Source organism: Geodermatophilus sp. SYSU D00814, from assembly GCF_054050055.1.
Map to the genome: position 1 here is coordinate 1 of NZ_JBJGYP010000049.1, position 20,996 is coordinate 20,996.

The following is a 20,996-nucleotide window of genomic DNA, read 5'->3' on the forward strand; positions in this document are numbered from 1 at the left end:
ACGCCACTGCTCCTCCCGCGACCGGCCGCCGCCCCCCCGCCCCCGACCGGTGGCGCGCCCCCCCCCCCGCCCCCCCCCCCCCCCCCCCCCCCCCCCCCCCCCCCGACCCGTCGCCCTCGACGAGCGCGGAGACCACCGACCCGTCGACCAGCGCGACCAGCGTCGCCACGTCGGTGGCCGGCCGGCCGCAGCGCTCGAGCAGCTCGGCGAGCGCGGCGTCGATCGCCGCCCGCGCCTCCCGGAGCAGCGGGCGCAGCCGCGGGTGCCGGCCGCAGGCGAGGAACCGCTCGTAGAGCGCCAGCAGCTCGGCGTCGTCGCGGTCGGCGCCGAGCAGCACGGCGACGACGTGCCGCGCGGTGGCCGCCGCCGACCGGGGCCGGCGGGGGAGGGCCTCGACCAGCGACCGGGCCTGGCGGCGCTCGTCGTCGACCAGGTGCCCGACCGCGGCCGCGCGCAGGTCGTCGATCGAGGCGAAGTAGTAGGTCGTCGCCGCGAGCGGGATGCCGGACGCGGCGACGACGGCGCGGTGGGTGAGCGCGTCGGGGCCCTCGGCGGCCACCAGCCGCGCCGCCGCCTGCACGATCGCGGTGCGCCGCGCCTCGCCCTTGGCCGTCAGCCGGCTCATCAGTGCGCCGCCGACGGCGCCAGGTTGAGCGCCACCACCCCGCCGAGGATCAGCAGGATCGCCACGATCCGCAGCGTGGTGACCGGGTCGCCGAAGGCCAGCATCCCGACCACCGCGGTGCCGCCGGCCCCGATGCCGGTCCACACCGCGTACGCGGTGCCCACCGGCAGCGTGCGCAGCGCGGCCGACAGCAGCGCGAAGCTGGCCGCGGCGCAGACGACGAACGACACCGACCACCACAGGCGGGTGAAGGTCTCCGACTGCTTGAGCGACACGGCGAACGCCGTCTCGAAGACGCCGGCGACGACCAGCAGGACCCAGGCCACGGGGGACTCCTCAGAACGGTACGGACGTACCACAAATACGGTACACGAGTACCGGTGTCGCGGGGAGGGGGGATCGGGACGGTCGCGTCCGGTCGCCGCATCCACCAGGGTGGGGACCGTCAGCCGCGACCAGGGCCCGAGAGGACGACGCCGGTGACCGACACGAGCACTCGCGAGCACACCGCCCCACCGCAGACCGCCGGCTCGCCCGGGCCGCTGTCGCCCGAGGAGCTCGACCGCATCCACGCGTGGTGGCGGGCGGCCAACTACCTGTCGGTCGGCCAGATCTACCTCATGGACAACCCGCTGCTGCGCGAGCCGCTGCGCCCGGAGCACGTGAAGCCGCGGCTGCTGGGCCACTGGGGGACCACCCCGGGCCTGAACTTCGTCTACGCCCACCTCAACCGCGCGATCAGCGCCCGGGACCTCGACTGCGTGTACGTGATGGGCCCGGGGCACGGCGGGCCCGGCCCGGTCGCCGCCGCGTGGCTGGAGGGCACCTACAGCGAGGTCTACCCCGACGTGTCGCAGGACGGGCCGGGGATGAAGCGGCTGTTCACCCAGTTCAGCTTCCCCGGCGGCATCCCCAGCCACGTCGCCCCCGAGACGCCCGGCTCCATCCACGAGGGCGGCGAGCTCGGCTACGCCCTCGTGCACGCCTACGGCGCCGCCTTTGACAACCCCGACCTGGTCGTCGCGGCCGTCGTCGGCGACGGCGAGGCCGAGACCGGTCCGCTGGCCGCCAGCTGGCACAGCACCAAGTTCGTCGACCCCGCCCGCGACGGCGCCGTCCTGCCGATCCTGCACCTCAACGGCTACAAGATCGCCAATCCGACGGTGCTCGCCCGCATCGAGCCCGGGGAGCTCACCGACCTGCTGCGCGGCTACGGGCACACCCCGTACGTCGTCGAGGGCGACGACCCGGTGGTGATGCACCAGCAGTTCGCCGCCGTGCTCGACCGCTGCCTCGACGAGATCGCCGAGATCCAGCGGCGCGCCCGGGAGGACGGCGTCACCGACCGGCCGCGCTGGCCGATGATCGTGCTGCGCTCGCCGAAGGGCTGGACCGGGCCGGCCGAGGTCGACGGTCACCGCGTCGAGGGCTCGTGGCGCTCCCACCAGGTGCCCTTCGCCAACGCGCGGGAGGACGACGCCCACCGGCAGGTGCTCGAGCAGTGGCTGCGCAGCTACCGCCCCGAGGAGCTCTTCGACGACGACGGCGCCCCGGTGCCCGCCGTCCGCGACCTGCACCCGCAGGGCCCGCGGCGGATGAGCGCCAACCCGCACAGCAACGGCGGCCTGCTGCTGCGGCCGCTGCGGCTGCCCGACTTCGGCGACTACGCCGTCCCGGTGGCCGAGCCCGGCACCGGCGCGGTGGAGGCCACCCGGGTGCTCGGGGAGTTCCTGCGCGACGTGGTGCGCCGCAACCCCGAGACCTTCCGCCTCTTCGCCCCCGACGAGAACAACTCCAACCGGCTCGGTGCCGTCCTGGAGGCCACCGACCGCACCTGGGTGGCGCGGCGCGAGCCCGACGACGACCACCTGTCCCCGGACGGCCGGGTCATGGAGGTGCTCTCCGAGCACCTGTGCCAGGGCTGGCTGGAGGGCTACCTGCTCACCGGCCGGCACGGCCTGTTCTCCTGCTACGAGGCGTTCATCCACGTCGTCGACTCGATGTTCAACCAGCACGCCAAGTGGCTGAAGACCACCAACGGCATCCCGTGGCGGCGGCCGATCGCCTCGCTGAACTACCTGCTGACCTCGCACGTGTGGCGCCAGGACCACAACGGCTTCTCCCACCAGGACCCCGGGTTCATCGACCACGTCGTCAACAAGAAGGCCGACGTCATCCGGGTCTACCTGCCGCCGGACGCCAACACGCTGCTGTCGGTGGCCGACCACTGCCTGCGCACCCACCAGTACGTCAACGTCATCGTCGCCGGCAAGCAGCCGGCGCTGCAGTACCTCGACCTCGACCGGGCGGTCGAGCACTGCACCAAGGGCATCGGCATCTGGGAGTGGGCCAGCACCGACGCCGGCACCGACCCCGACGTCGTCCTGGCCTGCGCCGGCGACGTGCCGACCATGGAGGCCCTGGCGGCCGCGGAGATCCTGCGCGAGGCCTTCCCCGACCTGCGCGTCCGGTTCGTCAACGTCGTCGACCTCATGCGGCTGCAGGACGACCGGGAGCACCCGCACGGCCTGTCCGACACCGACTTCGACTCCTTCTTCACCACCGACAAGCCGGTCGTGTTCGCCTACCACGGCTATCCGTGGCTGATCCACCGGCTGACCTACCGGCGGGCCAACCACGACAACCTGCACGTGCGCGGCTACGTGGAGGAGGGCACGACGACGACGCCGTTCGACATGTGCGTCATCAACGGCATCGACCGCTACTCCCTCGCGATCGCGGTCATCGACCGGGTGCCTCGGCTCCGCGCGCGCGGCGCGCACCTGCGCGACCGGCTGCACGGCCGGCTCATCGAGCACCGCCGGTACGTCCGCGCGCACGGCGAGGACCTGCCGGAGATCCGCGGCTGGCAGTGGGGCTCCGGCGGGGGACCGGTCGTGGTGGGCAGCGGTCCGCTGCACGAGCCGGAGGACTGAGCACCCGCCCCCACGCCGGGCCCCCCGCCGGGGGACGTTGGACCCTCCCGCCGGCCGTGCCCGCCCGCTGCACTGGGGCGCGCGGGCACGCCGTCGGGAGAGGGAGGCGGACATGGCGGGGACACCGACCGGGACGGGTGGGAGCGGCCGGCTGTGGACCGGGGCGCTGGCCGGGTACGTGGCCAGCCGCAGCATGGACGCCGCCACGACCTGGTTCCACGCGCGGCAGAGCGAGGCCTCGCGCAAGCGCGAGCAGGAGATCGCGCCCGGCGGGATGCTCGTGCAGCTGGGCCGGCAGCTCGGCCGGGTCCGCGGCCGCGACCTCGACGACGCCGCGGCCGCCCGGGTCGGGCTGGCCACGCACCGCACGTTCGGCGTCACCTACGGGGTGCTCGCCGCGGCCCTGGTGCGCCGGGGCGTGCCCCCGATGGTGGCCGGCCCGCTGGTCGGGGCCGGCGCCTTCCTCGTCGTCGACGAGGGCACCTCGCTGTCGACGATGACGGCCTACCCGCTGGTCAGCCACGTCCGCGGCGTCGTCGGGCACGCGACGCACGGGCTCGTGACCGGCCTGCTGCTGCGGCTCACCGGGCGCCCCTGAGCGCCTCCGGGGACGGCCGGCGGGCGCGGCTGCCGCCCCCGGGGGCGGGTGGCACGATGCGGGCATGGCGCCGCTCCCCGACCCGGCCGGCGGGGGCGGGACGGCGTTCGTCCTGGGCGGCGGCGGGGTGCTCGGCGCGGCCGAGGTGGGCATGCTGCAGGCGCTGCTCGAGCGCGGGGTCCGCCCCGACCTGGTGGTCGGCACGTCGGTGGGCGCCATCAACGGCGCCGTCGTGGCCGCCGACCCCACGCCGGGCGCGGTCGACCGGCTGCGCGGCGTGTGGGAGGAGCTGGCCTCCCGGCGGGTCCTCACCGGCTCGGTGCTGGCCCGGGTGGGCACCCTGGTGCGCACCCGCACCCACCTGCACCCCCGGGAGCCGCTGCGCGAGCTGCTCGAGGACCACCTGCCGGTGCGGACCTTCGCCGGGCTGCGCGTGCCGTTCCAGTGCGTGGCGGCCAGCATCGAGCGGGCCGCCGAGCACTGGTTCAGCGACGGCGACCTCGTCGACGCGGTGCTCGCCTCCTGCGCCGTCCCCGGGCTGCTGCCGGCCGTGGAGGTCGGCGGCGAGCACTACCTCGACGGCGGGCTGGTGCACAGCATCCCCGTCGGCCGGGCCGTGGCCCTCGGCGCGGACACCGTCTACGTGCTCCACGTCGGGCGGATCGACCGGCCGCTGCGCCCGCCGGAACGGCCCTGGGAGGTCGCCACGGTCGCCTTCGAGATCGCCCGCCGGCACCGGTTCGCGGCGGACCTGTCCACCCTCCCGCCCGGCGTCACGGTCCACGTGCTGCCCGCCGGGGACCCCGACCCGCCGGGAGCGGCCAACCTGCGCTACCGCGACTTCTCCGGCGTGACCGCCCGCATCGAGCAGGCCCACGCCGCGGCCGCCGAGGCCCTCGACCGGGTCGCGGCCGACCGGGACGGGGGGACCTGAGGTGCTGCCGTCCCGCCGCGTGCGCCGGGTGACCGGCCCGCTGCTCCTCGGCGTGCTGGTCGCCGGCGTCCTGCTGCTGCCGGTGCTGGTGGTCCTGGCACTGCTCGTGTCCGTCTTCCTCCCCGGCCGGCTGCGCGCGCTGCGGCTGCTGTGCTTCGGGCTGGTGTACCTCACGCTGGAGGTGGCCGGCCTCGCGGCCGCCGCCGTGCTGTGGGTCGCCAGCGGCTTCGGCCGGCGGCTGTCCGGGCCGGCCTCCCGCGCGGCCCACTACACGGTGCTGCGGCTGCTGCTCGACGCGCTCATGCGGACCGCCCAGCGGCTGTTCTCCCTCCGCCTGGTCACCGACGGGGAGTCCTGGTCGCCGCTGGACGACGGGGTGCCCGGCTCGACCAACGCCATGGTGGTGCTGTCCCGGCACGCCGGCCCGGGGGACTCGTTCCTGCTGGTGCACACGCTGATGAACCGCGACCACCTGCGCCAGCCGCGGATCGTGCTCAAGGACGTGCTGCAGCTGGACCCGCTGATCGACGTCTACCTCAACCGGCTGCCCAACTCCTTCGTCTCCGCCCGGTCGGCGGCGGGTCCCGGCCCGGAGGAGGCGATCGCCGACCTCGCCCGCGACCTCGGCGAGGAGGACGCGTTGCTGATCTTCCCCGAGGGCGCCAACTTCACCCCGCAGCGCAAGGTGCGGGCCCTGCAGCGGCTGCGCGAGCGCGGGCTGCTCGCCGCGCTGACGCGCGCCGAGCGGATGCGCCACCTGCTGCCCCCGCGGCCCGGCGGCGTGGTCGCGGCGCTGCAGGCCGCGCCGCACGCCGACGTCGTGCTGGTGGCGCACACCGGGCTCGAGCACCTGAGCACGGTCGGGGACGTCTGGCGGGGCCTGCCGATGGACAAGACCCTCCACCTGCGCTGGTGGTTCATCCCGGCCGCGGAGGTGCCGCGCGAGGAGGCGGAGCTGACCGACTGGCTCTACCGCTGGTGGGAGACGATCGACGACTGGATCACCACCACCTCGGCCGCGACCCGGCGGGAGGAGGCCGCGCGCCGGGACGGGTGAGGTCCCGCCCGCCCCGCCGGCCCGTCGTCCGGTGCGCGTCCCGCCGCGGCGGGAGGGGCACCGCGCGGGGGGCGGCGCCGTCGTCCGGACCCGGCACCCTCCCGAGCCCGGGCCCGCGGGCCCCGGCCGGCCGGTCCCCTCCCGCGCCGCCGGCGTCCTCCGGGACGGAGGCGGGCGGTGCGGCGCCCTGCCCGGTGCCGCCGTCGTCGCGCGGCTCCGGCGGGTCCACCGCGGCGGTCTCGAGCGCGCCGTCACCGGGGACGTCGCCACCGGGGACGTCCCCGTCGGGTGGCTCCACCACGCCCGGCGAGTCGGCGTCGCGTCCCGGCCGTCCCGCACGGAGGCCGCGGTCCAGGGCCCGCGGCAGCGGCCGGCCGGAGGTCTCTCCGGCGGCGCGGTGGCGGGGTGCCCGCTGCGCCGGGCGGCGGTGCCGCTGCGGGTCTGCGGCCGGGGAGCCCTGCGGCGGGAGGGGTGGTCGCCCGAGGAGGTGCCCGCGCCGGGCCGGCGGGGCACCGGCGCCCTGCCGGGGGGTGCGTTCGCGGTCCCGGTCGTCGGCGGCCGGTCCCGGCTCGGCCGGTGCGCCCGGCGGACCGGGGGACGGCGGCGGTGCGGGCGGGCCGGAGCCGGTGCGGTCGGCCAGCGTCGCGTCCTCGGTGAGGATCCGGCGCTGCAGCTCGCGCAGGTCGGGACCGGGCTCGAGGCCGAGCTCGCGGAGGAACACCGCCCGGGCCTGCCGGTAGCTGCGCAGCGCCTCCTCGGGGCGCCCCAGGCGGTGCTGGGCCAGCATGCGCAGGGCCCACAGCCGCTCCCGCAGCGGCGTCTCGGCCAGGGGCGGCCCGAGCTCCAGCAGTGCCTGTCCCGGCGCCCCGGTGGTGAGGAGGGCCTCGGCCAGCACCTCCCGCACCTGGTCGCGCAGCTCGACGAGGCGGGCGACGTCGGCGGCGACCCACGGCGCGTCGGCCACGGTGGGGTAGGGGCGCCCGCGCCACAGCGCCAGCGCCTCCTCGGCGGCCCGGCGGGCCTCCTCCGCGCGGCCGGCGGACAGCAGCACCCGCGCCTCGTCGGCCAGGCGGCGGAAGCGCCGCGAGTCGACGGTCCCCGGGTCGACCACCAGCCGGTAGCCGCCGGGCTCGCGCACCAGCACCTCCGACGGCGCCCCCGGGGCCCGGTCGGGCTCGAGGGCCTTGCGCAGCCGCCAGACGTGCGAGTCCAGCGTCGACGACGACCGGGCCGGGGACCGCGCGCCCCACATCGCCTCGCTCAGGGCGTCGACGGTGACGTGCCCGCCGGCGTGGACCAGCAGCAGCGACAGCGCCGCGGTGAGCCGCGCGCCGCCCAGCGGGACCGGTTCCCCCGCCCGCCGGACCTCCAGCGGCCCGAGGTCCCGGAACTCCAGCAGCTCGGACGCGGCTTCCCCCACGAACGGCCTCCTCGCGTGCGTCCCCCGTGCCCGCGACCCCACGGTGACCCGGACCGGCGGCAACTGCGCCACCGGAGCGTCCGACCACCGTGAGTGACGACCCTGTCGGGACACTGCGTACCGCATCCGCGCCCGCCCCGGAAGGGGTTACGAGACACCAGAGGCCTGAACGTGTCCTGCCCGGTGCTCACCCGCCGGCGGCGGGGCGGACGGCCGGGCGCGCCGGCGTGGCCTCCGGGACCGCGGCGAACAGGTCGACCAGCGCGTCCCAGCGGGTGCGCCGGCCCGGCGGGAAGCGGCGCAGCGAGCGCTCGGCGGCCGCGCAGCCGGGCGGGTAGCGGCGCCGGGCCCACGGCGACGCCGGCCGGGCGAGGCGGAGCGCGCCGACGAGCGCGACGAGGGGCACGAACACGCCGACCACGCCCAGGAGGACGCGCCCCTTGAGGATCGCGACCAGGGCGAAGAGCAGGTTGACCGCCAGCGTCAGGGCGAGCACCGCCTCGCTGTCGTCCTCGTCGGCGTCGAAGGGGTTGGCGCCGACCAGCAGCAGGACGCCGACCACCAGGGCGATGAGCACCGCGTCGACCGAGCTGCGGCCCTCGCGCGACCAGTACACGTCCTCCAGGTGCAGCCACAGCGCGAACTCGTCGAGGGTCAGCGCCGCGCCGGCGCCGAAGAGCAGGGCGAGCACGACACCGCCGGCGCCGCCGGGCCGGTAGGTGAACTCGACGGTGCCGGTGCCCAGCAGCAGGAAGATCCCGTACACCTCGTGGTGGACGTGCACCCCGCCGACGCTGGCGTCCCGGAACGGCCCGCGTCCCTCCCGGATGGCGCGCGTGACGAAGCGGGTGACCAGGAAGGTCACCAGGAAGCCGAGGACCAGCCAGGCCACCAGCTCCCGCCGTCCGTCGACCACCGGCATCAGCTCGGGTTCGAGGCCCACGGCACCTCCCGCCCCCGGCGCGCCCGCCCCTGTGCGCGACCGTCCCGGCGATCGTGCCCCGGACCCCGCCCCCGTGGGAGCCCCGCGCGCCCGGTGTGCTTCCGCCCGGGCGGGCCGGAGGGGCATCCTCGCGGGATCTCCGGAGACGGGAGAGCCCGGTGGACGACGTGGTGGTGATCGACACCCTGGCCGCGGTGACCGCGGTGTCCCTCGTCGCCGCCGTCGTCGTGGGGCTGGTCCCGCGGCTGCCGGTGCCCCAGGTGGTGCTGCTGCTGGCCGGCGGCATGCTGATCGGGCCGCACGTCCTCGACGTCGGGACCGCGCAGGACGTCCGGGTCCTCTCCGACGTCGGGCTCGGCTTCGTCTTCCTGCTGGCCGGTTACGAGCTGGACCCGCGGCTGTTCCGCGAGGACGCCGGCCGGCGGGCCCTGGTCGCGTGGGGGGTGTCCGCCGCGCTGGCGCTGGGCGTGGTGGGCCTGCTGACCGCCGGGGGCGTGGTGCGCGCCTTCCTGCCGGTGGCGCTGGGCCTGACCACCACGGCGCTGGGCACGCTGCTGCCGATCCTGCGCGAGAAGGGCCTGCTGCACGGGCGGCTGGGGCGCTACCTGCTGGCCACCGGCGGGGTCGGGGAGCTGCTGCCCGTGCTCGCCATCGCCGTGTTCCTGGGCACCCAGGGCCGCCTCGCCGCGCTGGTCTCCCTCGCCGCGGTGGCGGTGCTGGCCGTCGTGCTGGCGGTCCTGCGCCGCGCCGTCCACGACGGCAGCCGGCTCGCCCGGGTGATCGACGCCGGCCAGGACGAGACCAGCCAGATCACCCTGCGCGGCACGGTGCTGCTGCTGGTCGCCCTCATCGCGGTCACCGACCAGTTCCACCTCGACGCGGTGCTCGGCGCCTTCCTGGCCGGCATGGTGCTGCGGCGGTGGGTGGGCACGGCCGCGCCGCAGCTGGAGGCCAAGCTCGACGCCGTCGGCTACGGCTTCTTCGTCCCGGTCTTCTTCGTGGCCTCGGGCATGGCGCTGGACCTGCCCTCGATCGCGGACGCGCCGCTGCGGCTGCTGCTGTTCTTCGCGCTGATGCTGGCCGTGCGGGGCGGCCCGGCGCTGCTCGTCTACCGCGGCGTGCTGGTCCTGCGGGAGCGGACCCAGACCGCCCTGGTGAGCGCGACGGCGCTGCCGGTGCTCGTGGCGCTCACCGAGATCGGCCTGCGCAGCGGCACCATGCTGCCCGAGAACGCCGCCGCGCTGGTCGGCGCCGGCGTGCTCACCGTGCTGCTGTTCCCCGCGCTGGTGGTCGCGCTCGACCGTCCGCGCGAGCGAGCGCCGGCGGCGTCGGTGGGCCACCCGTAGGGCGGGGCACCGCTCGCCGGCAGGGCGCGCAGCCCGGCCGGCCCGTGGCGCGCTGCCCGCAGTCGCGCCCTGCGATCCCGCTCGCGTCCGCGTGTCGGCTCCCGGGCAGCCGGCCGGACGACCCTCCCGGCCTGCGATCCGACCGGGACCGACCGGTTCCCCGCCACCCCCTGGCGCCGGCTCGCGGGGAGGTGCCCGCGGCGCCGTTGGAGCGGGATTGGAGCGGCTGCCGGGACCGTGACGCCCGTCGGCCTCCCGGGACACGGACGTCCGCACGACGTGTGAAGGAGCTCCTCCTTGCCCCACCCCGCGGCGGTTCCCGTGACGTCCCCCGACCGACCCGCACCGACGACCTCCGCCCGCCGCGGCCCGGCCGGCCCACCGGGCGGGGTCCGGCCCGCCGCCCGGGGTGCGTCGCCGTGGTGAGCCCGGGGAGGGCGGCCCCGCTCGTCGTCGCGGTGCTCCTGCTCGGCGCCTGCGCGGGCGACGGGTCGGACGGGGTGCTCAGCGTCGGTGCCGAGGCCGTGGGCGCCCGGGCCGTGGGCGCGGTCGCCGGGGACGGCACCGGCGCCGCCGGTGACACCGGCGGTGGGTCCGGCACCGGCAGCGACACCGGGGGTGACGCCGGTCCCGGCACCGCTGACGGCACCGGCGACGGCACCGCCGCAGCCGCCGCCGGCGACGCCACCGCGCCGGCCGCCCCCACCGGCGTGACCCCGCCCGCGGCGGTCGTCGAGCCCCCGCCGGCGCTCGACCCGGCCGCGGCGGGACTGGCCGTGACCGAGGAGGACAGCAAGACCCCGGAGGACCACCGGCAGGTCACCACCGTGGCGGTGCCCGGCCTCCCGGACCTCGAGCAGGCGCTCGGCGACCTCGTCGACGAGGACGTGCAGCGCTACGAGGAGGAACTGGCCCCCGGCTCGTGGAACGAGCTGACGGTCGACGTGGTGCCCGTGCTCGCCGCCGGCGACGTGCTCGGGGCCTCGGTCGGCGTGCGCACCCGGATCGGCGGGCTGCCCGCCGAGACCACCACGACCGGCGTCTACACCGACGTGACCTCCGGGGCCGTCTGGACCTCGCCCGACCTCGTCGCCGACCCCGACCTCGCCTTCGCCTGGTTCACCGACGCCGTCCGCCGGGCGGGACTGGGGCACGAGCTGCTCGGCAGCGCGGTCGCCCTGGCCGACCTGCGCTTCGCGGCGGACGGGTCGGTGACCGCCGTGGTGGGCCTGGGCGACGGGCGGGCGGAGCCCTTCGGCGACGTCGCGGTCCGGTTCGCCCCGGAGGTCGTCGAGGGCGTGCTCACCGACGCCGGCCGCGCCGTGCGGCAGGCGGCCGTGGCGGCCGCCCCCTTCACCGGTGTCCCGGCGCCGCCGGAGCCGCCGGCGCCCGAGCCCCCGGAGCCGCAGGCGCCCGAGCCCCCGGCGCCCGCGCCGCCCGCGCCCGCACCGCCACCGCCGCCCGGCCAGGAGGTCGACTGCGCCGTCCTCGCGTGCGTCGCGCTCACCTTCGACGACGGGCCGGGGCCCTACACCGGGCAGCTGCTGGACGAGCTGCGGGCGGCCGACGTCCGCGCCACCTTCTTCGTCGTCGGGCAGGCCGCCGCCGCCGAGCCCGACCTCGTCCGGCAGGCGGTCGCCGACGGCCACGCCGTCGGCAACCACAGCTGGTCGCACCCGCGGCTGCCCGACGTCGGGGCCGCCGCGGTCGGCGACCAGCTCGACCGCACCACCGCGGTGCTGGCCGACCTCGGCATCACCACCGACCTCATGCGCCCGCCCTACGGGGCCACCGACGCCACGGTCGCCGCGGAGACGGCGCAGCGCGGCTACGCGCAGATCACGTGGGACGTCGACACGCAGGACTGGCTCAACCGCGACGTCGCCACCACCACCCAGCGGGTCCTGGACGGGGTGCACCCCGGCGCGATCGTGCTGATGCACGACATCCACCCGAGCACGGTCGCGGCAGTGCCCGGCATCGTCGACGCGCTGCGGGCGGCGGGCTACACGCTGGTCACGGTGCCGCAGCTGCTCGGGCCGGTGCGGCCCGGGCAGGTGTACCTGCACGGGTGACCCGCCGGGACGGAGGGGGCGCCCGCCGCCGTCCGTCCCGGCGCCGCCCGGCTCAGCCCTGCCGCTCCTGGCCGGCGGGCCCGTCGTCCCCGGTGACGGGCAGCTGCTGCTGCGCGCCGCCGTGCTGCACCTCGATGCGGCGCGGCTGGGCGCGCTCGGACACCGGGATGACCAGGTGCAGCACGCCGTCGGTGTAGGTGGCCGTCACCCGGGCGGTGTCCAGCGCGTCGCCGACCTGCAGCTGGCGGGTGAACCGGCCCTGCGGCCGCTCGGCGAGCAGCACGTTGCCGCTCTCGCCGTACTCCGAGCGGCGCTCGGCGCGGATGGTGAGCGTGTTCCGCTCGGTGGTGATCTCCACGCCGGCGGGGTCGACGCCGGGCAGGTCCAGCGCGACGTGGTAGCCGTCGTCAGCCTGCCAGACGTCCATCGGCATGCCCATCGGCGTCTTCGTGCCGCTCATCAGCTGGCTGGTCAGCCGGTCCACGCCCCGGAAGGGGTCACCGAAGGGGTCGAAGCGCATCACGCTCACCGCGTCCTCCTCGAGGTGCTCGCTCGCTGGGAGGGATCAGGGACGCCGATCCCGTTTCCCCGCGGCCGGGCCGTCATGCACGGCACGGTCGGCGACTGGGTTCACGAGGTCACGCCCGGCGGCGCGCAGGCAGGCCGACGTGGCGCCCAGCGCCCGGTCCCGCCCGAAGGTGGCGACGAGGTCGACCACCCGGCCGTCGGGCGGTTCGACGAGCGCCTGCCCCACCACCGCGGCCCAGGGCACGCCGGCGGCCCGCGCCAGCGCGGCGACGCCCCCGACGACCTTGCCCTCGAAGGACTGCACGTCGAGCATCCCCTCGCCGGTGACCACGAGGTCGGCTGCCCGCACCCGCTCCCGCAGCCCGACGACGTCGGCCACCAGGTCGAACCCGGGGACCAGCGACGCCCCGAGCGCCGCCAGCCCGCCGGCGAGGCCCCCCGCGGCGCCCGAGCCGGGCAGCGCCCGGACGTCGACGCCGTAGCGCTCCCGGTGGTCGAGCGCGACGTCGGCCAGGCGCGCGGTGAGCCGCCGCACCAGCTCCGGCGTCGCGCCCTTCTGCGGGCCGAACACCCGGGCCGCGTCGAGGAACGTCGTCCCGACGTCGCAGGCGACCTGCACCGTCCACCCGCGGCTGCCGTCGAGCGGCGCGATCTCCCGCAGCACCTCGACGGCCCCGGCGCCGCCGTCGGTGCACGCCGACCCGCCGACCCCGACGACCACCCGCCGCGCTCCCCGGCGCACCGCCTCGGCGACCAGCTCGCCGGTGCCGCGGCTGGTGGCGGCCCAGGGGTCGTTCGCCTCCCGGCCACCGGCGAGCAGCAGCCCCGAGGCGCGGGCGGTCTCGACCACGGCCCGCCCGTCGGAGAGCCGCCACGCCGCGTCCACCGGCGCACCGAGGGGCCCGGTGACGCGGGTCGTGTGCGTCGCGCCGCCCAGCGCCTCCAGCGTGCCCTCCCCGCCGTCCGCCAAGGGCACGGCGATCGCCGTGTGGCCGGCGTCCGCCACCCCCTCGGCCAGAGCCGCGGCCGCCGCGACGGCGGTGGCCGTGCCGCGGAACTTGTCGGGTGCGATCAGGATGCGCACGGGCGTCTCCGTGACGTCGGCGGGCTGCCCAGCAGCGGTCAGCGGGCGTGCAACGCGGCGGCGAGGGCGGCGGTGCGCGCCTGCAGGAAGTCGCGGGACACGCCGGCCCGCGGCTCGGTCTCGTCGAAGAGGTGGTAGGCCCCGGGGACCACGTGCAGCGTGCACGGCACACCGGCGTCGCGGAGGCGGGCGGCGTGGGCGACGTCCTCGTCGTGGAAGAGGTCGCAGGTGCCGACCCCGATCCAGGCCGGGGGCAGGCCGGAGAGGTCCGCGGCGCGCGCCGGTGCCGCCAGCGCGGGGACGTCGCCGCTGTCCCAGGCGGGGCCGAGGTGGCTGCGCCAGGCGAAGCGGTTGCTCGCCTGGTTCCAGATCCGCACGCAGCGCTCGTCGACGTCGGTCCGCCGCGCGGTCCGGTCGTCGAGCATCGGGTAGGAGAGCAGCTGCAGCACGGGGCGGACCCCGCCGCGGTCGCGGGTGAGCAGCGCCAGCGCGGCCGCCAGACCGCCACCGGCGCTGGCGCCCCCGACCGCGATCCGCTCCGGGTCGACGGCCGACTGCCCGGCCAGCCACCGCAGCGCCGCCTCGCAGTCGTGCAGCGGCGTGGGGAAGGGGTGCTCGGGCGCGAGCCGGTACTCCACGGAGGCGACGGTGATCCCGAGCCGGTCGGCGAACCGGCGGCAGGCGCGGTCGTCCTGGCGGGCGGTGCCGATGACCGTCCCGCCGCTGTGCAGCCACAGCAGCGCCGGCGTGCGCGCCCCGGCCGACGCCGGCCGGAACAGCCGCACCGACACACCCGGCGCGACCGGCACCGGCTCCGCGCCCCACTGTCGCCGGGAGGCGGCGATGCCCCGGGTGAGCAGCCGGACCGGGCGCAGGGTGCGCGGGCCGACCACCGTGCGCGGCACGAACCGTGCGGCCCGCAGGTCGGGGTGGAACGACGGCGTCGTCATCCGGGGGTGCCCTCCGTGGTGGTCGTCAGGCGGTGCCCTGCTCGGCGATCAGGTCCGCGACCTCCTCGGGCACCTCCGAGCAGTCGTCGTCGCCGGGCGGCTGGTCCGCCGCGAGGCCGGTGATCCCGGCGTCCTCGACCGGCTGGAACCCCTTCTGCTCGATGTGCCGCGGCACCCGGTTCTGCGCGTTGAGCACGTGCGAGCGCGACAGCCAGCCGAGGCCGTCGGCCACGTCGAAGTCCAGTCCGCCGCCGGGCGCCCGCTGGACGTGCCCGGGGGAGGGCAGCAGCCCGACGATCTGCACGGCCTGGTCGACGGTCAGCGTCGACGGCGGGGTGTCGAAGTAGTACCAGCTGGCCGCGCAGATGCCGTACACCTGCGGGCCGAGCTGGGCGGAGTTGACGTAGAGCTCGAGCATCCGCCGGTCGTCGAGCACCAGCGCCAGCTCGGCGGACAGGCCGGCCTCGACCGCCTTGCGCCAGACGCTCATCGACTGGTTGAGGAAGAGGTTCTTGGCCACCTGCTGCGGGATGGTCGAGCCCGACGGGTCCTCCTCGCCGCGCAGCCGGGCCTCGGCGCGGCCGGAGAGCTCGTCCCAGGTGAAGGCGCCGTCGCGGTAGGGCAGCGCCTGGTCCTCGTGGGCGATGACGGCGGCGAGGAAGTTCCGCGACACGTGCTCCACCGGCACCGACTGCTGGATCGCGCCCTGCTCGTTGGCCAGCATGAACGCCGTCGTCGGCGGGTCGACCCAGCGCAGCGACACCAGGACGAGCAGGTGCAGCACGAAGGCGACGACCAGCCCGCGGACCACCCGGCGCCGGACCCGCCGGCGCCCCAGCCGCCGGGCGTCGTCCTGCGGCGGGAGCTCCTCCGGGCGCCGCCGAGCACCCGCCCGCTCCGCCGGCGGTGCGCTGCCGGGGGCGGGCGGCGGCCACGGCCGGGATCCGGGCGGCGGTGCGGCCCACGGGTCCGCCGGCGCCGGCGGGGCGCCGTACGGCGGGAAGCGCTCGTCGTCGGCCGGCCGGCGCCGGGGCACCCGGTCGGTCCACCGCTGCGCGGGCGGGACGTCGGCGGGCGGGCGGCGGCGGGACGGAAAGGGCATGCGGTGCTGTCCTCCCGGGGCCGACGGACCGGATGCCCAGGGTACGAGAGGAACCCCGGCGCCCCGGTCAGGCGGTGCGGTCGGCGGCGGCGGCCACGACGGCCTCCTCGCGGCTGGCGAAGGGGCCCGCGGTCCGGCCGTCGGCGCGGCAGGTCCACCGGTAGCCGTCGGCGACCTCCTCGACGAGGTAGCCCTCCGGGTCGGCGGGGCCGTGACCGGGCAGCCGGTCGGGGAGGGCGAAGGGGTCGGTCACGTCAGCTCCAGTCCGGTGAAGCGGATCCCGGCGGACACGCTGCCGAGGTGGACGACGGGTACGGGGCGGACACCGCCGTCGGCGACGGTCACCGCGGCGGTCCCCGCGCGGACGGCGACCCCGGAGCCGGTGACGGTGACCTCCAGCGGCACGTACGAGCCGACCGGCAGCGGCGCACCGCCCGGCGAGGACGCCACCGGGACGGCGACGCCGTCGGAGACGCACGAGACGGCGACCGTGCCGTCGGCCCGCAGCAGGACCAGCAGGCCGTCGACGCCGGGGGAGGTCCCGGGCGGGGGCAGGTACGGGCGGTCGTCGGCGCTGAGCAGGACGACCGCGCCGCAGCCGCGCGGGTCCCCGCGGGCCTCGTCGAGGCGGACGCGCAGCCGCAGCGTGAACGCGTCCGGGTCCGGCGGCGCGAGGAAGCCCAGCAGCGCCGAGGCGGCGGCGCCGGTGGCGGCGTCGGTGGCGGCGAACCCCCACGAGTGGTCGTCGGGGAAGAAGCGGCCGCGGTCGGTGTCGGCCTGCATGCCGGGCAGCCACACCTGCCGGGCGAACAGGTCGGTGGTGCGGCGCGCGGCGTCCCCGGCGAGGTACACGGGGTCGTCGGAGAACACCGCGTCGACGCCGTCGGCGATCAGGGCGTCGCGCTGGTAGCGGCGGTTGACGGTGTGGCAGGCCACCTCGACGCCGGCGGCGTGCGCCCGGGTGCACAGCGCCGCGGTCACCTGCCCGGCCTGCGGGCCCAGCCAGCCGATGCCCTCGGCGGCGGCGCGGGCGACGTCGGTGCTGCCGAGCCAGACCACCTCCCACCCCCGCGAGCGGGCGAGCCGGCAGTCGGCGAGGGAGAAGGACTGCAGCAGCACCGACCCCCGGCGGATGCCGCGCCGCTCGAGCGCGGCGATCAGCGGTGCCATCGCGCCGGTGCCCTTGGCCTCCGCGCACAGCAGGACCCGGTCGCCGAACTCGGTGAGCACCTCGTCGAACAGCGGGGGACGCAGCCCGTCGGGCCAGCCGCCGCCGAGGGTGGCCGAGGCGTCGATGTCGAGCTGCTTCCAGGACACCGACGTGTGGTCGGCGACGTTGCCGCTGGCGGTGGTCATGCGGTCCACGGTGCCGTCGTGCATGACGCCGAGGCCGCCGTCGGCGAGGACGTGCACGTCCTGCTCGATGACCGGCAGGCCCTGGCCGACCGCCACCCGGTAGCCCTCGAGGGTGTGCTCGGGCACCTGCAGCGCCCCGCCGCGGTGGGCGATGACGAACGGCCGGCGCAGGTCGGCGAAGTCCACGCGGAACCCTACGGCGGGGCGACCGACGCCGCCGGCGCCGCCGCACTGGCCGCCTGCTGCCGGGCGACACCCACGGTCGTGGACGACACCTACCCGTTCGAGCAGCCCTTCGGCGTCGACGGCAGCCGGGCGGCCGCGGTGTTCGCCCTCACCCCGACCCCGTACCCGGTGGGCGTGCGCCGGACGCCGGCGGCGCTCCGCTGACGGGGTCGCCGCCGTCGGGGACCGGCCGCGGCGCCGGCACCGGGGACCCCGCCGCGGCCGTCGTCGGCACCGGGGCGCCGGGTGGCGGCTCGGCCTCGTCCAGGCGGCGGGCCAGCCGGCTGGGCCACCACATGTGCCGCCCGACGTCGAGGGTCAGGGCGGTGACCAGCACCGACCGGACGACGATGGTGTCGAGCAGCACGCCGAGCGCCACGGCGATGCCCAGCTGGGTCAGGAAGGTCAGCGGCAGGGTGCCGAGGACGGCGAAGGTCGCGGCGAGCACCAGCCCCGCCGAGGTGATGACGCCGCCGGTGGCCGCCAGCCCGACCAGCGCGGCCCGCCGGGTGCCGTGGTCGGCGGCCTCCTCCCGCACCCGGGTCATCAGGAAGATGTTGTAGTCGATGCCGAGGGCCACGAGGAACACGAAGACGAACAGCGGGAACGAGCTGTCGGTGTCGGTGATGCCGAGCGTCCAGTCGAAGACCAGGGCGCTGAGGCCCAGCGCGGCGCCGAAGGACAGCACGACCGTGGCGACCAGGAGCACCGGTGCCACCAGCGCCCGCAGCAGCAGCCCGAGGACGACCAGCACCACGAGCATGATCAGCGGGATGACGACGCGGTTGTCCCGCTGCGAGGCGTTCTGGACGTCGAGGTTGAGCGCGGTGTTCCCGCCGACCAGCGCCTGGCCGTCCCCGACGTCGTCGAGCTCGGCGCGCAGCCGGTCCACGGTCGCGTAGGCCGCCGGGCTGTCGAACGGGTCGGTCAGCGACGCGGTGACCAGCGCGGAGTCCCCGCTCACCCGGGGCGGGTCGACCGCGGCGATGCCCTCGGTCTCCGCGACGGCGCGGGCGACCTCGTCGGCGGAGTCCGCACCGGTGACGACGGTGACGGGGTTGCCCGCCACGGCCGGGTAGTGCTCGGCGGCGACCTGGTCGCCCTGGATCGACTCCGGCGTCCCCCGGAAGCTCTCGGCCTGGGTCAGGCCGCTGGGGTCCAGGCGGAAGACGGCCAGGCAGGCGAGCAGCAGCAGCACGGTGGTGACCACCCAGGTGGCGCGGGGCCGGGGCGCGATGAGCCGGCCCACGCGGGCCCACAGCCCGGTCGCGCTGGGCTCGGCGCTGCCGAAGGCCGGCCGCACCGGCCAGAACACCCACCGCCCGCAGATGACCAGCAGCGCCGGGAGCAGCGTCATGAGCACCACGAGGGTCACCGCGACGCCGATCGCGGCGACCGGGCCGAGGCCCGCGGTGGAGTTCATCTGCGCCGCGACCAGGCACAGCATCCCGAGCACCACCGTGCCGCCGCTGGCCAGCACCGCCGGGCCGGCCCGGTGCACGGCCTCGGTCATGGCCTCGTGCCGGTCGGCGTGCAGCCGCAGCTCCTCGCGGTAGCGGGCGACGAGCAGCAGCGCGTAGTCGGTGCCGGCGCCCACGACCAGGACGGTGAGGATGCTGGCGCTCTGGGCGTTGACCGTCAGGTCGGCGTAGCGGGCCAGCAGGTAGACCACCGCCTGCGCGCAGAACAGTGCGATGACGGCGGAGAAGATCGGCAGGATCCACAGCACCGGGCTGCGGTAGGTGAACAGCAGGATCACGATCACGACGCCGAGGGCGGCGAAGAGCAGCGTGCCGTCGATGCCGGCGAACGCCTCGGAGGAGTCGGCCGCGCTGCCGGCCGGGCCGGTCACGTAGGCGGTCAGCCCGTCGGGGCCGTCGCCCGCCTCGGCGCGGATGTCGTCGACCAGCGGCGCGATCGCCTCCCAGCCGTCCGCGCCCACGTTCAGCGGCGCGATGAGCTGCAGCGCCTGCCCGTCCTCGGACGGGATCGGCCCGATCACCGCGCCGTCGAGCTCCTCGAGCGCCCCGAACGCCTGCGCGTCCTGCGCGACGGCGGCGGCGTCGTCGGCCGTGATGCCATCGGTGCGCTCGTAGACGACGACGGCGGGGATGACGTCGGGGTCGGATCCCAGCTCGGCCTGCAGCCGCAGCACCTGGGTGGACTCGGCGTCCTCCGGCAGCCACGCCGCGATGTCGTTCTCCTGCTCGTCGGTGAGCTGGCCGGCCAGCGGGGCCGAGGCGGCGGCCAGCACCAGCCAGAGGACGAGCACCACCCACTTCAGGCGGGGATGGCTGACACGGGAAGCGAACGACCTGCCCATGGCGGTCTCCTCGGAGGAGCGCCGGGTCCCCGTGTCCCGGACGGCGACGGTGCGGCCGGGACGCTAGCGACGGGCCGGGCGGGCCGTCACCGGCTTTTCCCGCCGAGGGCGGGATCGGGGCTCCGGCGCGGCGTGGTCCGCACCGGCGTCACCGGTTCCTCGCCCACCGTGATCGGCGGCGTCCGTCCTTGTCCGCGGCGCTCGCGCGGCGGCAGGCTGGCGGCGTGCAGGTCCCGCTGACCGACGAGGACCGGGCGATCCTGGCGCTGGAGGGTGCCCGGCTGGTCGGGCACACGGCGACGGTGGTGCACCTGCCGGAGGGCGCGCCGGACCCGGACCGGCTCCGTGACGCCGTCGCCCGCCGGCTGCCCGGTGCGCCCCGGCTGACCTGGCGGCTGGGCGGGACGGCGCAGGAGCCGGTGTGGTGCCCGGGCGGGGTCGACGTCGCCGCCCACGTCGGCGCCGTCGCCACGGCCGGCCCGCTCGACGAGGACGGGCTGCGGAGCGAGCTGGCCCGGCTGTTCACCGAGCGGCTGGACCGCGGCCGGCCGCTGTGGCGGATGGACGTGGTCGGGCCGGTCGCCGGCGGCGGTGCGGTGCTGGTGTGGCGGGTGCACCACGCCCTCGCCGACGGCGGGACCGTGGTGCGCCTGGCCGAGGACGTGCTGTGGGACCCCGCCCCGGCCCGGGACGCGCGCCCGGCGCCCGCGGGGGATCCCGGCGCCGGCCGCGGCTCGCTCGCCGGCGTGCTGACCGGGGAGCTCGTCCCGGGGTTGCGGCGCTCCCCGTTCGACGCCGAGGTGGGCCGCGACCGCGCGGTGGCCCTCGCCGTGGTCGCGTCCGAGCCGCTGCGCCGGGCGGCCCGCCGGCTGGCCGGTGCCACGGTCAACGACGCCGTGCTCGCGGTGGTGGCCGGTGCGCTGCGCCGGTGGCTGCAGGAGCGGCACGGGTCGCTGCACGGGCTGCGGGTCAAGGTGCCGGTGACGCTGCACTCCGGCGGCGACGACCTCGGCAACCGCGACTCCTGGTTCCGGGTGGACCTGCCGGTGGACGAGGCCGACCCCGGGGCGCGACTGGCCGCCGTCCGCCGGGAGACGGCGCTGCGGAAGGCCCGCCACGACGCCCGGGAGCTCGACGCGCTCGCCGCCCGGATGGCGCGCCTGTCACCCCGGCTGGCCGGCTGGTCGCAGCGGCTGCAGCGCAGCGGGCGGTCCTTCGCGCTCAACGTGTCGAACGTGCGCGGCCCCGACCGGGCCGTCACCGTGCTCGGCGCACCCGTCGGCGCGGTGCAGCCCCTCGTCGAGGTGGCGCAGCACCACGCGCTCCGGGTGGGCGTCATGTCGGTCGCCGGCCGGCTCGGCTTCGGCCTCGTCGCCGACCCCGCCGTCGTCGGCGACCTGGACCTCCTGGCCGCCGCGGTGGAGCAGGACGCCGCCGAGCTCGGGCGCGCCGCCGGCTGACCCGGGGTGGGGCCGTGCCGGCCCGGCCGGCACG

At 77.2% G+C, this 20,996-nt stretch carries 19 protein-coding genes; 8 read left to right on the forward strand and 11 right to left on the reverse strand.

Annotated features, from left to right (window positions below):
- Both ACI780_RS23145 and ACI780_RS23150 read right to left on the reverse strand, forming a co-directional pair.
- Nucleotides 1-625 (reverse strand): TetR/AcrR family transcriptional regulator (locus tag ACI780_RS23145; RefSeq protein WP_457005921.1); only part of this gene is annotated, 625 nt, incomplete at its 3' end.
- A complete protein-coding gene (locus ACI780_RS23150; RefSeq protein WP_089403656.1) occupies nucleotides 625-951 on the reverse strand; it encodes a DMT family transporter in 327 nt (108 codons plus the stop codon). The genes ACI780_RS23145 and ACI780_RS23150, both read right to left, overlap by 1 nt.
- A gap of 153 nt (nucleotides 952-1,104) precedes the next feature.
- Here ACI780_RS23150 and ACI780_RS23155 point away from each other — a divergent pair, with 153 nt between their 5' ends.
- From ACI780_RS23155 to ACI780_RS23170, 4 genes are all read left to right on the forward strand, one after another.
- Entirely contained in the window at nucleotides 1,105-3,561 is a 2,457-nt protein-coding gene (locus ACI780_RS23155) for a phosphoketolase family protein (protein WP_457005922.1), read from the forward strand.
- Between the two features lie 112 nt (nucleotides 3,562-3,673).
- Complete coding sequence (locus tag ACI780_RS23160) at nucleotides 3,674-4,159, forward strand: hypothetical protein (protein ID WP_456868590.1); 486 nt, start codon at nucleotides 3,674-3,676, stop codon at nucleotides 4,157-4,159.
- 64 nt (nucleotides 4,160-4,223) lie between these two features.
- Nucleotides 4,224-5,093: a patatin-like phospholipase family protein gene (locus ACI780_RS23165; protein WP_457005923.1), complete on the forward strand. Its 870-nt coding sequence runs from the start codon at nucleotides 4,224-4,226 to the stop codon at nucleotides 5,091-5,093.
- A gap of 1 nt (nucleotide 5,094) precedes the next feature.
- On the forward strand, nucleotides 5,095-6,150 hold the full coding sequence (locus ACI780_RS23170; RefSeq protein WP_456868588.1) for a lysophospholipid acyltransferase family protein: 1,056 nt from the start codon (nucleotides 5,095-5,097) through the stop codon (nucleotides 6,148-6,150).
- Here ACI780_RS23170 and ACI780_RS23175 read toward each other — a convergent pair.
- Both ACI780_RS23175 and ACI780_RS23180 read right to left on the reverse strand, forming a co-directional pair.
- Nucleotides 6,095-7,570, reverse strand: a complete 1,476-nt coding sequence (locus tag ACI780_RS23175; protein ID WP_457005924.1) for a BTAD domain-containing putative transcriptional regulator — start codon at nucleotides 7,568-7,570, stop codon at nucleotides 6,095-6,097. The genes ACI780_RS23170 and ACI780_RS23175 overlap by 56 nt on opposite strands.
- 187 nt (nucleotides 7,571-7,757) lie before the next feature.
- A complete protein-coding gene (locus ACI780_RS23180) occupies nucleotides 7,758-8,513 on the reverse strand; it encodes a hypothetical protein (protein WP_456868586.1) in 756 nt (251 codons plus the stop codon).
- A 158-nt stretch (nucleotides 8,514-8,671) separates the two neighbouring features.
- On the opposite strand from ACI780_RS23180, the gene ACI780_RS23185 reads away from it, so the two are divergent.
- Nucleotides 8,672-9,859: a cation:proton antiporter gene (locus ACI780_RS23185; protein ID WP_456868585.1), complete on the forward strand. Its 1,188-nt coding sequence runs from the start codon at nucleotides 8,672-8,674 to the stop codon at nucleotides 9,857-9,859.
- 419 nt (nucleotides 9,860-10,278) lie between these two features.
- Nucleotides 10,279-11,934 (forward strand): polysaccharide deacetylase family protein, encoded by a 1,656-nt coding sequence (locus ACI780_RS23190; RefSeq protein ID WP_457005925.1) that lies wholly within the window; start codon nucleotides 10,279-10,281, stop codon nucleotides 11,932-11,934.
- A 52-nt stretch (nucleotides 11,935-11,986) separates the two neighbouring features.
- Here ACI780_RS23190 and ACI780_RS23195 read toward each other — a convergent pair whose 3' ends face one another.
- The 6 genes from ACI780_RS23195 to ACI780_RS23220 all read right to left on the reverse strand — a co-directional run bounded on the left by ACI780_RS23195 (nucleotide 11,987) and on the right by ACI780_RS23220 (nucleotide 17,140).
- Nucleotides 11,987-12,454 (reverse strand): Hsp20/alpha crystallin family protein, encoded by a 468-nt coding sequence (locus ACI780_RS23195; protein ID WP_456868863.1) that lies wholly within the window; start codon nucleotides 12,452-12,454, stop codon nucleotides 11,987-11,989.
- A gap of 45 nt (nucleotides 12,455-12,499) precedes the next feature.
- On the reverse strand, nucleotides 12,500-13,546 hold the full coding sequence (locus ACI780_RS23200; RefSeq protein ID WP_457005926.1) for a glycerate kinase: 1,047 nt from the start codon (nucleotides 13,544-13,546) through the stop codon (nucleotides 12,500-12,502).
- A gap of 38 nt (nucleotides 13,547-13,584) precedes the next feature.
- Entirely contained in the window at nucleotides 13,585-14,496 is a 912-nt protein-coding gene (locus tag ACI780_RS23205) for an alpha/beta hydrolase (RefSeq protein WP_457005927.1), read from the reverse strand.
- Between the two features lie 25 nt (nucleotides 14,497-14,521).
- The gene (locus ACI780_RS23210) at nucleotides 14,522-15,598 is read right to left on the reverse strand and encodes a transglycosylase domain-containing protein (protein WP_457005928.1); all 1,077 of its coding nucleotides are present in this window, start codon (nucleotides 15,596-15,598) and stop codon (nucleotides 14,522-14,524) included.
- A 67-nt stretch (nucleotides 15,599-15,665) separates the two neighbouring features.
- Nucleotides 15,666-15,851, reverse strand: coding sequence for a hypothetical protein (locus tag ACI780_RS23215; RefSeq protein ID WP_456868580.1), 186 nt, complete (start codon nucleotides 15,849-15,851; stop codon nucleotides 15,666-15,668).
- Nucleotides 15,848-17,140 carry a glycerophosphodiester phosphodiesterase gene (locus ACI780_RS23220; RefSeq protein WP_457005929.1) on the reverse strand — a complete coding sequence of 431 codons (1,293 nt, stop codon included), beginning with the start codon at nucleotides 17,138-17,140 and terminating at the stop codon, nucleotides 15,848-15,850. The genes ACI780_RS23215 and ACI780_RS23220 overlap by 4 nt, the downstream gene beginning before the upstream one ends.
- A 78-nt stretch (nucleotides 17,141-17,218) precedes the next feature.
- Here ACI780_RS23220 and ACI780_RS23225 point away from each other — a divergent pair, with 78 nt between their 5' ends.
- Nucleotides 17,219-17,344 (forward strand): hypothetical protein, encoded by a 126-nt coding sequence (locus tag ACI780_RS23225; protein ID WP_457005930.1) that lies wholly within the window; start codon nucleotides 17,219-17,221, stop codon nucleotides 17,342-17,344.
- Here ACI780_RS23225 and ACI780_RS23230 read toward each other — a convergent pair.
- Nucleotides 17,289-19,502 (reverse strand): MMPL family transporter, encoded by a 2,214-nt coding sequence (locus ACI780_RS23230; protein ID WP_457005931.1) that lies wholly within the window; start codon nucleotides 19,500-19,502, stop codon nucleotides 17,289-17,291. The genes ACI780_RS23225 and ACI780_RS23230 overlap by 56 nt on opposite strands.
- A gap of 224 nt (nucleotides 19,503-19,726) precedes the next feature.
- On the opposite strand from ACI780_RS23230, the gene ACI780_RS23235 reads away from it, so the two are divergent.
- A complete protein-coding gene (locus tag ACI780_RS23235; RefSeq protein WP_457005932.1) occupies nucleotides 19,727-20,962 on the forward strand; it encodes a WS/DGAT domain-containing protein in 1,236 nt (411 codons plus the stop codon).
- Nucleotides 20,963-20,996 lie beyond the last annotated feature (34 nt).